Annotated in this window: 14 protein-coding genes, 2 rRNA genes and 1 riboswitch; of the genes, 8 read left to right on the top strand and 8 right to left on the bottom strand. The window is 53.4% G+C overall.

Features of this window, described 5'->3' with window-relative positions:
* Window positions 1-2: 2 nt before the first annotated feature.
* The 3 genes from scfA to yajC all read right to left on the bottom strand — a co-directional run bounded on the left by scfA (window position 3) and on the right by yajC (window position 978).
* The gene (gene scfA, locus CBW42_RS01455) at window positions 3-146 is read right to left on the bottom strand and encodes a six-cysteine ranthipeptide SCIFF (protein ID WP_087017032.1); all 144 of its coding nucleotides are present in this window, start codon (window positions 144-146) and stop codon (window positions 3-5) included.
* Window positions 147-190: 44 nt separating this feature from the next.
* Window positions 191-595 (bottom strand): DUF3792 family protein, encoded by a 405-nt coding sequence (locus CBW42_RS01450; protein WP_087017030.1) that lies wholly within the window; start codon window positions 593-595, stop codon window positions 191-193.
* A gap of 65 nt (window positions 596-660) precedes the next feature.
* On the bottom strand, window positions 661-978 hold the full coding sequence (gene yajC / locus CBW42_RS01445) for a preprotein translocase subunit YajC (RefSeq protein ID WP_407922947.1): 318 nt from the start codon (window positions 976-978) through the stop codon (window positions 661-663).
* Between the two features lie 172 nt (window positions 979-1150).
* Here yajC and CBW42_RS01440 point away from each other — a divergent pair, with 172 nt between their 5' ends.
* Entirely contained in the window at window positions 1151-1648 is a 498-nt protein-coding gene (locus CBW42_RS01440; protein ID WP_087017028.1) for a YbhB/YbcL family Raf kinase inhibitor-like protein, read from the top strand.
* Window positions 1649-1704: 56 nt separating this feature from the next.
* On the opposite strand, the gene CBW42_RS01435 is transcribed toward CBW42_RS01440, so the two are convergent.
* Entirely contained in the window at window positions 1705-2589 is an 885-nt protein-coding gene (locus CBW42_RS01435; protein ID WP_087017026.1) for an aldose 1-epimerase family protein, read from the bottom strand.
* A 163-nt stretch (window positions 2590-2752) separates the two neighbouring features.
* A riboswitch (TPP riboswitch) is annotated at window positions 2753-2861 on the top strand.
* Between the two features lie 88 nt (window positions 2862-2949).
* Between CBW42_RS01435 and thiS the strand changes: the two genes are divergently transcribed.
* From thiS to proC, 7 genes are all read left to right on the top strand, one after another.
* Entirely contained in the window at window positions 2950-3144 is a 195-nt protein-coding gene (thiS, locus tag CBW42_RS01430; RefSeq protein ID WP_087017024.1) for a sulfur carrier protein ThiS, read from the top strand.
* Between the two features lies 1 nt (window position 3145).
* Window positions 3146-3952, top strand: a complete 807-nt coding sequence (gene thiF, locus CBW42_RS01425) for a sulfur carrier protein ThiS adenylyltransferase ThiF (protein ID WP_087017022.1) — start codon at window positions 3146-3148, stop codon at window positions 3950-3952.
* Window positions 3953-4002: 50 nt separating this feature from the next.
* The gene (locus tag CBW42_RS01420; protein ID WP_087017020.1) at window positions 4003-4767 is read left to right on the top strand and encodes a thiazole synthase; all 765 of its coding nucleotides are present in this window, start codon (window positions 4003-4005) and stop codon (window positions 4765-4767) included.
* A 13-nt stretch (window positions 4768-4780) separates the two neighbouring features.
* Window positions 4781-5968: a 2-iminoacetate synthase ThiH gene (gene thiH / locus CBW42_RS01415; RefSeq protein WP_087017018.1), complete on the top strand. Its 1188-nt coding sequence runs from the start codon at window positions 4781-4783 to the stop codon at window positions 5966-5968.
* A gap of 11 nt (window positions 5969-5979) precedes the next feature.
* Window positions 5980-6549 carry a thiamine phosphate synthase gene (locus CBW42_RS01410; protein WP_242969758.1) on the top strand — a complete coding sequence of 190 codons (570 nt, stop codon included), beginning with the start codon at window positions 5980-5982 and terminating at the stop codon, window positions 6547-6549.
* Between the two features lie 143 nt (window positions 6550-6692).
* The gene (locus tag CBW42_RS01405) at window positions 6693-7835 is read left to right on the top strand and encodes an MGDG synthase family glycosyltransferase (protein ID WP_165761006.1); all 1143 of its coding nucleotides are present in this window, start codon (window positions 6693-6695) and stop codon (window positions 7833-7835) included.
* Window positions 7832-8641, top strand: a complete 810-nt coding sequence (gene proC, locus CBW42_RS01400; RefSeq protein ID WP_087017012.1) for a pyrroline-5-carboxylate reductase — start codon at window positions 7832-7834, stop codon at window positions 8639-8641. Before CBW42_RS01405 ends, proC begins: the two co-directional genes overlap by 4 nt.
* Before the next feature lie 54 nt (window positions 8642-8695).
* Here proC and CBW42_RS01395 read toward each other — a convergent pair whose 3' ends face one another.
* The 4 genes from CBW42_RS01395 to CBW42_RS01380 form a co-directional block, all read right to left on the bottom strand.
* Window positions 8696-9175 (bottom strand): YcxB family protein, encoded by a 480-nt coding sequence (locus CBW42_RS01395; protein WP_165761005.1) that lies wholly within the window; start codon window positions 9173-9175, stop codon window positions 8696-8698.
* Window positions 9176-9205: 30 nt separating this feature from the next.
* A complete protein-coding gene (locus tag CBW42_RS01390) occupies window positions 9206-10384 on the bottom strand; it encodes a suppressor of fused domain protein (protein WP_165761004.1) in 1179 nt (392 codons plus the stop codon).
* Window positions 10385-10489: 105 nt separating this feature from the next.
* A 5S ribosomal RNA gene (gene rrf / locus CBW42_RS01385) occupies window positions 10490-10606 on the bottom strand.
* 87 nt (window positions 10607-10693) lie between these two features.
* A 23S ribosomal RNA gene (locus tag CBW42_RS01380) occupies window positions 10694-13514 on the bottom strand; the annotation flags it as partial.

Raw genomic sequence — 13514 nt, 5'->3', positions numbered from 1 at the left:
TCTTACTTGTCGTGCTCGCACTTCTGGTTTGCTACCGTGCAGGAAGTCTTGCAGGCAGACTGGCAGGAAGTCTGGCACTCGCCGCAGCCGCCCTTGGCAGCAGTTTCCTTAAACGTGCAGGAATTCAGAGTCTTGATGTGAGTCATGGTAATTTCTCCTTCCTAAGTTAAACTATGAAACGCAGATATTACTATTTGCGCCTTTTTTTCTTTTTTGCCGCCGCGCCGGCAAATGCACCCGGCAGCGAAGCGACCAATGTGATGCCGGAGGTCAGTCCGGCGGCCGGAGCGGCAAACGCCGCATCGCGCAGCGTCAGCCCCAGCAGGAACAGACAGCCCAGCAGCAGCACGCCGATGAGCAGCCCCATCGGCAGCTTATGCGCCGGCGCCCGCCGCGCGCCCCAGAAGGACGCTGCAAAGCTGCCGGCTGCCAGCGGCACATACGCCGCCAGCGGTGCAAGCTGCTGGCCGAGCGTACCGGTCGAAAGCAGAGCCGCGCCGCCCAGCGTGCCGCCGAACACCAGCAGCAGGCCGAGCAGCATGGGAGCTGCCCAGTATACCGCCGCCCTGCCGTCTGTCGATTCCGCACGATTCATCCAAAAATCCCTCCCGCATTCGTTCTCACGAATACGTTACGCGGGACGCCGGAAAATCATACGGATTATTTTTCCTCGGACGCATCAGAGTCCTTTTCAATCTTGGAGCGAATCGCCCACTTATAGAACTTCATGCGGTTGCCGCTGGTCTCGATGACAATTTCGTCGTCACGTACCGATACGACCTTGCCGATGATGCCACCGATTGTGCAGATGCGGTCACCGACAATGATCGAATCGCGCATTTCCTTGTCCTGCTTGTCGCGCTTCTTCTGCGGACGGATCAGCATGAAGTAGAACAGTACAAAAATCAGAATCAGCGGGACGAACGAAAGATAGGTCTCCGCACCCGGCATCTGTGTATCCAGTGCAAATGGAATCATTTCGACTTTACACCTCCTGTCGAATTCACAATAAGTCAATTATATACAATCAACCTGCAAATTACAAGCATTTTTCCCGTTTGTCCATGAAATGTTTGACGCTTTGTCTTTGCGCCGCATGCATTTCGGTGTATAATGGGGACAGATCAGCTCTGACAGGAGGTTTGAAACCATGAAAGTGACAAGTACAGGCATCGAAAACGGCTTCTGGGCCGACCGGTTCGGAAAATTCGGCAGTGATCTCTCCGCGAAGGGAAAAAATGTCCGCTCCGTTCCGTTTTCCATCTCGGACGCGCCGGCAGGCACAGTTAGTTTTGCCGTCGTTCTCGACGACAAGGACGCCATCCCGGTCTGTGGATTCAACTGGATTCACTGGACGCTGTGCAACCTGACACAGGCGGAGGTCGCGGAGGATGCCAGCCGGAACAGTCCTGACTTTATTCAGGGCTCGACAAGTTTCCACAGCGCAGCGGGCGACGAGACGCGCGCCGAAGCCTCCTGCTACGGCGGCATGGCACCCCCGGACGCCGACCACGAATACACCCTGACGGTATACGCGCTCGACTGCACGCTGGATCTCACAGAGGGCTTTTACCTCAACGAAATGCTGCGCGCCATGCGCGGGCATGTGCTGGCACACGCACGCGTTTCCGCGATGTACCGGGCTTAATGGCAGCGCTGCCGGAGGACGGCCCCCGCCCTCCGGCTTTTTTTCGCCCAATCGCGTTATTCCGTAATGGTTGTGGAGAAGGTCAGCGTCTCGCTCTCGCCCGGCTTCAGGCAGCGCACGCCAATTTTGTTTTCCAGCGCGTGGTCAAGATAGGCCGTATCCGGCAGCGTGCTCCACGGCTCAATGCAGACATAATTGGTTGGCTTGCCCGTGTACTTGCTCCAGATGCCGAGATACGGGAAATCCTCGAAATCCATGCGGATGCAGTGTGCGGATTTGTCGCTTTTTACACAGACCGACCGCGTCTGCACGTCGTCCAGAATGAGCGCATCCAGCGCAAACAGCTCATCGGTCAGGTACAACTTTCCGTCGGTGAGCGGCACGTCACGTTTTTCCTTCGTAATCATCAGCGCTTCGTTGTTGATGAGCGGGTGCACGGCGTCCCCGTCACCAAAATCGACATAATAATCCGCCATCGTCTCGCCGTCCTCCAGTGCGACATTGTACGCATCATGTCCGCCGACCTCGTAATACATGTCGGTATCGCCGTTGTTCTTCGTGATATGTTCCTTTTTGAGCGTCGCGCCGTCCAGCGTATAGCGCACGGTCAGCGCAAAATCAAACGGATACATCGCACGGGTGTAATCAATCGGCAGAAGGGTGAAGTCGATGCTGGTTTCCGTCTGCGCCGTGCAGGCAAATTCCAGATCGCGGCCAAAGCCGTGCTGTGTGATGGTATATTCTTTCCCTCCGACAGTATACGTCTTGTCCTTCAGGCGGCCGACAATCGGAAACAGGATCGGCGCATGGCGTGCCCAGATCGACGGGTCTGCCTGCCAGACATATTCCGTGCCGGAGGCTCTGGATTTCATGGAGCTGAGCTCCGCGCCCTTGCTGTCAATGACAACCGTGAAAACTTCATTCTGAATCGTATATTGCATCGTTCTCTCTCCTCTGTGCCCGCCGGGTGGTTCAGCGGTTTTTTCATAATTTCAGTGTAACATGCAGCCCGCCGTTCGTCAATGTCACACAGAGCCACATAAAAAATCATTGACATTTCGCCGGATTCGCCGTATAATACACCCGAAAGACAACTGAACACTTGTTCTTGAACTGGGGATCCGCGGCAAGCGGCTGAGAGTGGAGTAACTGCCTCCTTACTCATTGAACCTGTCTGGTTAGTACCGACGTAGGGAGTTTCGAGGTATTCACAGTTTTGAACGATATGAGACCACGGCTTCCGGGTGCCGGTGGTCTTTTTCTTTTGTATTTTATTTTCAGCACACAAGGAGGAATGCTGCATGAAGGTGAACGGCAAATCTGTCCCGGCAGAAGAGGGCATGACCATCTGCGCGCTGCTCGAACAGCAGGGCTATCCGCTCACGCGCATTGCCGTCGAAGTCAACGGCGAAATCGTGCCCAAGGCGCAATATGATACGTTCGCACTGCACGATGCGGATACAGTAGAAATTGTCTGCTTCGTGGGCGGTGGCTGACATGACCATCACCTGTAACGGAAAGCCGCTGGTGCTGGAAGACGGCGCACGCTTGCAACAGACCTCACATGCGCTGATGCCGTCCGCATCCGTGGTCATCCGCAACGGCTTTCAGACAAACGAAGATGTCCTCCTCGAGGACGGCGACAGCATCACACTGATTGAAAAGGGCGTCCTGCCGCCGCAGGAGGTGCTCGAGCACATGATGGCAGCGCGGCACTCCCCACACGTGCATGAAACGGTCAAGCGCGCCTGTGTCGGCATCGCCGGCCTCGGCGGGCTCGGCTCCAACATCGCTGCCATGCTCGCGCGCACCGGCGTCGGGCATCTGATCCTCGCGGATTTCGACGTTGTCGAACCGAGCAATCTCAACCGCCAGAACTATTATGTCTCGCACCTCGGGATGCACAAAACCGACGCGACAGCGGACATCATCCGCCAGATCAACCCGTTTATCGAAGTAGAAACGCACACGGTTCGCATCACAGAGGACAATGCGGCGGACATCTTTGGCGGCTGTGATGTGGTCTGTGAGGCATTCGACAACCCCGTCTGTAAGGCGGAACTGGTCTCCGCGCTGCTCAGCAGCTCGGACACGATCCGCATTGTCGCGGGTTCCGGTATGGCAGGCTATGGCTCTTCCAACGAAATTCTGACCAGAAAACGAATGTCACGCCTGTATGTCTGCGGCGATGGCGAAACTGCCGCGGCAAACGGCGTCGGCCTGATGGCGCCGCGCGTCTCGGTCTGCGCCGGTCATCAGGCAAATATGGCTCTTCGCCTGCTGCTCGGGATCGGGCAGCCGTGACGCCCCTACCTATCTTTATCAAAAACATCTTTCAAAGGAGACTGACACCAATGGCTGATACATTTACCCTCGGCGGACATGAATTTACCTCCCGCTTTATCCTCGGTTCCGGCAAATACTCGCTCGACCTCATCAAGGCAGCTGTCGAATATGCAGGCGCACAGATCGTCACGCTTGCCCTGCGCCGTGCCACCCTCGGCAGCATCGACAACATCCTCGACTACATCCCGGAGGGCGTCACATTGCTGCCGAACACCTCCGGTGCGCGCAACGCCGAAGAAGCTGTCCGCATCGCACGCCTCGCCCGTGAGGTCGGCTGCGGTGATTTCATCAAGATTGAATGCATCCATGAGTCCAAGTACCTGCTCCCGGACAACTATGAGACCATCAAGGCGACAGAAATCCTCGCCAAGGAAGGCTTTGTCGTCCTGCCGTACATGTATCCAGATCTGAACGCAGCGCGCGACCTCGTCAATGCCGGTGCCGCCGCTGTCATGCCGCTCGGTGCGCCGATTGGCACGAACAAGGGGCTTGTTACCAAGGAATTTATCCAGATTCTCGTCGATGAAATTGACCTGCCGGTCATCGTTGACGCGGGCATCGGCAAGCCGAGCCAGGCATGTGAGGCAATGGAAATGGGCTGTGCCGCTGTCATGTCCAACACGGCGATTGCAACCGCAGGCGATATTCCGGCGATGGCTGGCGCCTTCAAGCAGGCCATCGAGGCTGGCCGTACCGCTTACCTGTCCGGTATGGGCCGTATTCTGGAAAAGGCATCCGCTTCTTCCCCGCTGACCGGCTTCCTCGCGGACTAAGGAGGACAGCATCATGAGTGAAATCATCAACGCAAAATATATCACACGCGAAACCAACCATATGGAATACCAGCCGGGCATGGAAATTGTCCCCGGCAATATCATCGATCAGGTTCTGGATGCGCGCGAAAGCTATGACGAAACAAAATACACTGCCGCGGACGTCATCCGTGCCCTGTCAAAGGATGTGCTGGCGCCGGAGGACTTCGCTGCACTGCTTTCTCCTGCGGCACAGCCATATGTCGAGCAGATGGCAAAACGCGCCCAACAGGAAACCCGCAAGCATTTTGGCAATTCTGTCATGATGTTTACCCCGTGCTACATTGCCAACTACTGTGAAAACTACTGCATCTACTGCGGCTTTAACTGCCACAACAAGATCCGCCGCGGCAAGCTGAACATGGAGGAGGTGGACAAGGAAATGTCTGCCATCGCCAAGTCCGGTCTGAAGGAAATCCTCATTCTGACCGGCGAGAGCCGCTCCATGTCCCCGGTGGACTACATCGGCGAAGCATGTAAAATTGCCCGCAAGTATTTCACTGTCATCGGTGTCGAAATCTATCCGCTCAACTCGGATGAATACCGCTATCTGCATGAATGCGGCGTCGACTATGTCACTGTCTTTCAGGAAACCTACAACCCGGACAAATATGAAACGCTGCATCTGGGCGGTCACAAGCGCATTTTCCCGTACCGTCTGAACGCACAGGAGCGCGCACTGATGGGCGGCATGCGCGGTGTCGGTTTTGCCGCGCTGCTCGGTCTGGATGACTTCCGCAAGGATGCCTTTGCGACCGGCATGCATGCCTATCTGATCCAGAAAAAATATCCGCATGCGGAAATCGCATTCTCCTGCCCGCGCCTGCGTCCGATTATTAACAACGACAAGATCAACCCGAAGGATGTACACGAGACCCAGCTGACACAGATTGTCTGTGCCTATCGCCTGTTTATGCCGTTTGCCAGCATCACGATTTCCACGCGTGAGCGCGCGGGCTTCCGCAACGGCATCATCAACATTGCCGCAACCAAAATTTCCGCAGGTGTCTCCACCGGCATCGGCGAGCACATCGACGAAGGCGAATCCAAGGGCGATCCGCAGTTCATCATCGATGACGGCCGCAATGTCGATGAAGTTCGTCAGGCAATTCTCGACCAGGGTCTTCAGCCGGTATTCTCCGACTACATGTATGTTGGCTGATGCTGATTTGTGTGACGCATCGGCTGCTGTGCCCCGATGATTTTTCGGCACGGCTGGAGCGCATTGCAGCGCAGCACCCATATGCCATTGTCCTGCGCGAAAAAGACCTGTCTGAGAGCGAATATGAAGCGCTGGCGCGCGACTGTCTCGCCATCTGCAAACGCTATCATGTCCCGCTGAATGTCAACACACACATCGAAGTGGCGCGGCGCATCGGCTGCGGCGGCGTCCATCTGCCGTTCCACCTGCTGATGCAGTACAAAGACGAGCTGGAGGATTTCACGCGCGTCGGCGTGTCGCTGCATTCGCCGGAAGAAGCCGCACAGCTGGCAGGCACACCCGCAACCTATGTGCAGGCAGGTCATGTATTCCCGACCGACTGCAAGGCAGGGGTGCCACCGCGCGGCCTGTCCTTCCTGCGCAATGTCTGTCAAGCGACCAGTCTGCCGGTCTTCGGCATCGGCGGCATTACAGCGGCCCGCTATCCCGCCGTGCGGAAAACCGGCGCGGCAGGCGCCTGCGTCATGTCCGGTCTGATGACCTGTCAGAACATGGAAGAAACCATGCGGCCCTTTTTATAAGTGCAATCCCCTCTCTGTCCGGTCTGCACCGGATACAGGAGGGGATTTTGTTTCTATTCTGCAAACTTCCCCCGCCTTCGCTTGCTTTTTCCTCCAGTTGCTTTATACTAAAATGGTAAAGGATCACAGGAGGAATGGATTTCATGAAATTACTGATTGTGACAGCTCCACTCGGCAACGGGCACAATGCGGTTGCCGGCGCTGTGTCTGACTGCTTTCTCCGGATGTTTCCGGAATCCGAATGCAAAATTCTGGATATGTACGAATATATCAGCCCGAACCTGAAAAAAGCCACAGCGAGCGGTTATTTTCTCTCGATGAAAACGCTATCCAAATTTCATGGCATGGCGTCCGGCATCATCGACATACAGAGCGAACGTGAATTCAATGAATACACGCCCGCCCGGCTCACCAACGAATTTATGGCATCTGAACTGCGCCATGCCATCCATGACTATGCGCCCGACTGTATTGTCTGCACCATGGTATTTGCCGCACAGGTTGTCGACCTGCTCAAAGAGCGCGGCGCGGTCACCTGCCCGTGCTTTGGCATCATCACGGATTTCACCGTACAGAATTACTGGTGTGACGTTGAGAACTTTGAATATATTGTTGCGCCGAGTGAATATCTCGAGCCGCAGTTCACACGCCGCGGCATTGATTTTGACCGTGTCCTGCCGTTTGGTATCCCGATTCATGAACAGTTTGCTCAGAAGCAGGATCAGCAGGCCATGCGGCGCAAGCTCGGTCTGGACGAAACCCGCCCGGCTGTGCTCGTCATGAGCGGCGGCATGGGGTTCGGCAACATTGAAGAAGACGTCAAAGCCATCGATGAAACCCCGCTCGATTTGCAAATCGTCGTCATCTGCGGAAAAAATGAAAAGCTGCATCAGAAAATTTCCAAGATGGAGACACAGAAGCCGATGACTGTCTATGGCTTTGTCACCAATGTGGATGAAATTATGGACGCCTGCGACTGCCTGCTGAGCAAGCCGGGCGGCATTACAACCTGTGAATCGCTGGCAAAGACGCTGCCTATGCTGATGATTGACCCACTGCCGGGTGTGGAAGACCGTAATGTCGAATTTCTACAGGCAAACGGCGCAGCGATTTATATCACCAAGACCTTCCAAATTGAGGATGCACTGTTCCTGCTGTTCCGCAATCCCGGCCGACTGGAACGCATCAAAGAGAGCATCCGCAGCATTGCAAAACCAAACGCGGCGCGCGATCTGTGCCGTATCATCGCAAAAACCATCATAGAGAAAAAGGAGGAACTGCAATGAGCATTACCTACGGATTTATCGGAAGCGGCAACATGGCAAAGGCCATGATCGGCGGCATCGTCACCTCCGGTCTGGCAAAGCCGGACTGTGTGGTCGCCAGCAATCCGTCCGCCCAAAAGCTCGACCTGCTGAAAGAAGAATTCGGCATTGAAACCATCCTGAAAGACAACAAGACCGCCGCAAAGCTGTCTGATGTAGTCATCCTGTCGGTCAAGCCATATTTGTATGAGCGTGTGATCGCCGAAATCAAGGACATGGTCAGACCGGATGCCATTGTGGTTATGATTGCCGCAGGCCAGACCATTGCCGCAAATGAAGCTCGCTTTGGAAGACCGGTCAAACTCGTCCGCGTCATGCCGAACACACCGGCACTGGTGGGCGAAGCAATGTCTGCTGTCTGCTTCAATACAAACATTACCGCAGACGACAAAAAAATTGTCATGGATATGCTGAACAGCTTTGGCCGTGCGGAAGAAGTTCCGGAAACGCTGATGGATGCTGTCACCGGTGTCAGCGGCTCATCTCCGGCCTATGTGTACCTGTTCATTGAAGCAATGGCAGATGCCGCCGTCCTGCACGGCATGCCGCGTGCACAGGCCTATACTTTCGCAGCACAGTCGGTGCTCGGCGCGGCGAAAATGGTACTGGAAACCGGCATGCATCCGGGAGCGCTCAAGGATAACGTCTGCTCGCCCGGCGGCACGACGATTGAAGCGGTCGCCGCGCTGGAAAGCAACGGCCTGCGCGCTGCTGTCATCGACGCAGTGGACACCTGTGTTAGAAAATCAAAGGAAATGAGCAAATAATCGCTGAAATATGCAAAAATCCCGCACGGTAAACACAATTCCGTGCGGGATTCGTTATTTTTTCAGATTTTGTACAAAAGCTGTCAACTCCGGCGTACAATTCTCTTTTATCAAAATCATACCCTGATTTTTATCCACCATCAGATAAAAATTGGTCTTTGTCTCCACAATCTCCGTGAGCTCGTCATATGGAATGCTGGTATGACCAAGGGCATTGTCCTGCTCAAAATGGTCGCGGTAAAACCGGAAGGTGGAAACCTGTCCCTGGAGCGCATGATTGGATTGATACAGCCGCTTGATGACCCAACTGTTGACCAGATAAAAAATCACCGGAATGAGTACTGCCACAATGATTCCAGCGATAGCCTCTACGGTACTGCCTTTCTTCCAGCCAAGCCATGCCAGCACCAAAAACGCCGCAACCATCGCCAGCTGGAGCAGCCATAGGCGCTGAACTTTGTTCTGTACAGTGCGACTGAACTTGAGGTATTCGTCATAGGTGTATTCAGATTTCGTTTCAAATAATAGTTTCATACGGTCTTCTCTCCTCATAACTGTTTTCTTTTATTTCTGTGCCTTCCATTGACGGAACCGTTTGTCCATCAGTCTTGCCATATTCTGATAATACATCTCTTCCCACGGAAGAAACAGATAGGCTTCATCCTGGAATACCTCGCTGTGATATCGTTCTTCTCCAAAATAGGCGCAGGCATACAGGTCGATATCCGCCGGGAAATATGGTTCTGTCTGCCCTTCGCCGTAATACCACGCAGCAAAAGCCTGTCCTTCCGGATTGAACATCGCAGGATGCAGAATCCCGTCAAATTCCTCCCGGAGGAAATGACGCAAATCACATTCCAACAGCAAGCGGTTGTCAGGCCGACTGCCCTGTTCTCTCACATAGTCGGCAATGTCTCCATATTCCTGCATAAATGTCGCGCTCATCAGCTGATGCTCCATACACCAGCGCAGATAAATCGCCAGATGCTGGTATCCGGTGGCCTCATTGAGCGGAAGAGCTTTTTCCTCAATTTTGCTGTAATGCCATTGCGCATCATCCATACACTGCTCTATGCTGGCAAAAACCTGCTTTTGAATATCTGAACATTCCTGTTGCACGGTAATACAGGTATTTTCACGTTCCGGATCAGCGATAAACCCAATATAGCTCAGGCACTGTTCCGCAAAATCCACGAGATCCGTCGATGAATAAGTGCGAATTTCTTCATAAAACAACGGGATGACCTGATAAAAACAGACGGTATCGCCATCTGGCAGAACGCAGCTGTCCGCCTCACGTTCCTGTACATAGGTGCTGGTGAGGATAACGCCGGTAAACGCTGCCGTTTCATCAACCGGCCCATCCATTTCAATGGAATGTCCGGCCTCCAGCCAGGCATTTTCCTCTACAGGAAAATGTGCGGTTTCCATCAGCAGCTGGACAGCCCAGCCGCCTGTTTCCATATCCCAATCTGACGGAACACAGAGCACCAGCTCTGCTCTGGATTTATTGCGGAATTCCGGCTCAACAGGGACATTCATCTCATGTGCACCCATACCAACTGTCACCAGCGTATAGAAATCCCGTTCCGCATTCGGCTCAATGACATATACATCGACACGAATGCCTTGTTCCACCGTTTCGTGAAAGACAAAGTCAAATTCACCGAAATATGTCTCAATATGGTCTTCTACAGCAATCCGTTGCTCGTCGTCATATAACTCCGGTTCACTGAAATACACCGGGATACCTCCTTTACATGCATTGTTTTCTCTATTGTAGAGGATACGGCAATCCGTGTCAACAAACAAGAAAAAACCGGAACTGAAATCAGTTCCGGTCAAATATGTAGGCATCGACCTATCTTCCCGGGCCGTCGCCAGCCAAGTATTGTCGGCGTAAATGAGCTTAACTACCGTGTTCGGAATGGGAACGGGTGTACCCTCATCACAAAAAACACCTACTATTGAGTTTTGCATTATCTGCGCCCTCAAAACTGAACAGCAATACTCGTGACAGAAGCTTTTTCCGAGTTTACCCAAATCATAATTCAGGTCAAGCCCTCGACCTATTAGTATCAGTCCGCTGCATACATTACTGTACTTCCACTCCTGACCTATCAACCACATCGTCTACGTGGGGTCTTACTTCCGAAGAATGGGAAATCTTATCTTACGGGGAGTTTCACGCTTAGATGCCTTCAGCGTTTATCTCGTCCATACTTAGCTACCCAGCTATGCCCTTGGCAGAACAACTGGTGCACCAGAGGTATGTCCATCCCGGTCCTCTCGTACTAAGGACAGCTCCGTTCAAATTTCCTACGCCCGCAACAGATAGGGACCGAACTGTCTCACGACGTTCTGAACCCAGCTCGCGTACCGCTTTAATTGGCGAACAGCCAAACCCTTGGGACCGAATTCAGCCCCAGGATGCGATGAGCCGACATCGAGGTGCCAAACCTCCCCGTCGATGTGGACTCTTGGGGAGATCAGCCTGTTATCCCAGGGTAGCTTTTATCCGTTGAGCGACGGCATTTCCATTCACATACCGCCGGATCACTAACTCCAACTTTCGTTCCTGCTCGACCCGTCAGTCTCGCAGTCAGGCTCGTTTTTGCGTTTACACTCACTGCACGATTTCCATCCGTGCTGAACGAACCTTTGAGCGCCTCCGTTACTCTTTAGGAGGCGACCGCCCCAGTCAAACTGCCCACCTGACAGTGTCCCCCGACCAGATTCATGGCCGCAGGTTAGAATTCCAATATTCCAAGAGTGGTATCCCAAGGTTGGCTCCACAAATGCTGGCGCACTTGCTTCCAAGCCTCCCACCTATCCTGTACATGAAATATCGAAATCCAATATCAAGCTACAGTGAAGCTCCATGGGGTCTTTCCGTCTAGTTGCGGGAAACCGGCATCTTCACCGGTACTACAATTTCGCCGGGCTGGCTGTTGAGACAGTGCCCAAATCGTTACGCCATTCGTGCGGGTCAGAACTTACCTGACAAGGAATTTCGCTACCTTAGGACCGTTATAGTTACGGCCGCCGTTTACTGGGGCTTAAATTCAATGCTTCGATTGCTCTAACATCTCCTCTTAACCTTCCAGCACCGGGCAGGCGTCACCCCCTATACGTCATCTTTCGATTTAGCAGAGAGCTGTGTTTTTGCTAAACAGTCGCTTGGGCCTTTTCACTGCGGCCTCTTCTCAGAGGCGCCCCTTATTCCGAAGTTACGGGGCCAATTTGCCGAGTTCCTTAACAACCATTCTCCCGTTGGCCTTAGAATACTCATCCCATCTACCTGTGTCGGTTTGCGGTACGGGCACCTGGACAATACACTGAGCTTTTCTCGCCTCTCACGCCATCTGCTTCCCTACTATATTTCGGTCCCTTACGCCCGGGGCAACCATCGCCCGGGTCAGACTTAATGAAAGTGTCCCTCAGCTTAACATCTTCGGTGGTTACGGAATATCAACCGTATGTGCATCGACTACGCCGTTAGGCCTCGCCTTAGCTCCCGACTAACCTTGGGCGGACGAACCTTCCCCAAGAAACCTTAGATTTTCGGCCATTATGATTCTCACATAATTCTCGCTACTTATTCCGGCATTCTCACTCGTATGAAGTCCACGTGTCCTTCCGATCACGCTTCACCCCGCATACGACGCTCCCCTACCCAATGTTTCAAACATTGCCCGAGCTTCGGTTGAATACTTAGCCCCGTTAAATTTTCTGCGCAAAATCACTCGACCAGTGAGCTATTACGCACTCTTTGAATGAGTGGCTGCTTCTAAGCCAACATCCTGGTTGTCTTAGCAATTTCACATCATTTTCCACTTAGTATTCATTTGGGACCTTAGCTGCGGATCTGGGCTGTTTCCCTTTTGACCATGCGACTTATCTCACATGGTCTGACTGCCATGAACCAATTATCCGGCATTCGAAGTTTGATAGGGTTCAGTAACCTCGCGGCCCCTAGCCCATTCAGTGCTCTACCTCCGGTAATCTATCATAACGCTAGCCCTAAAGCTATTTCGGGGAGAACCAGCTATATCCGAGTTCGATTAGAATTTCTCCGCTATCCACAAGTCATCCCCGGCCTTTTCAACGGACGTGGGTGCGGCCCTCCATTGCGTCTTACCGCAACTTCAGCCTGCTCATGGATAGGTCACCCGGTTTCGGGTCTAATACATGTAACTAATTCGCCCTGTTCAGACTCGCTCTCGCTGCGGCTCCGTGACTCCAGTCACTTAACCTTGCTACATACATTAACTCGCCGGACCGTTCTACAAAAAGTACCCGATCACACATGAACGTGCTCTCGGTGCTTGTAGGCACAAGGTTTCAGGTTCTCTTTCACTCCCCTYCCGGGGTCCTTTTCACCTTTCCCTCACGGTACTGCTTCGCTATCGGTCACCAGGTAGTATTTAGGCTTGGATGATGGTCCACCCGTCTTCCCACAGGGTTCCTCGTGTCCTGTGGTACTCTGGATACTGCTAGCGTGCTTCCGATGTCGCTTACGGGGCTGTCACCCTGTTTCGCCGCTCTTCCCAAAGCGTTCAGCTATCTTTCACACTACATATTGCAGTCCGAACCCCTGAGATATTGCTACCTCAGGTTTGGCCTCTTCCGCGTTCGCTCGCCACTACTAGCGGAATCTCTGTTGATGTCTCTTCCTCGCCCTACTTAGATGTTTCAGTTCAGGCGGTTCCCCACTCATACCTATTTGATTCAGTATGAGCTGCATGAGCTTCTCTCATGCGGGTTTCCCCATTCGGAAATCTTGGATCAATGCTTATTTGCAGCTCCCCCAAGCTTATCGCAGCTTGTCACGTCCTTCATCGGCTCCTGGTGCCAAGGCATTCCCCTTGCG

It is taken from the genome of Butyricicoccus porcorum (assembly GCF_002157465.1).
Taxonomy (GTDB): domain Bacteria; phylum Bacillota; class Clostridia; order Oscillospirales; family Butyricicoccaceae; genus Butyricicoccus_A; species Butyricicoccus_A porcorum.
Note: the sequence above shows the minus strand (reverse complement) of the source record. Positions and strands in the feature narration are given on the sequence as shown.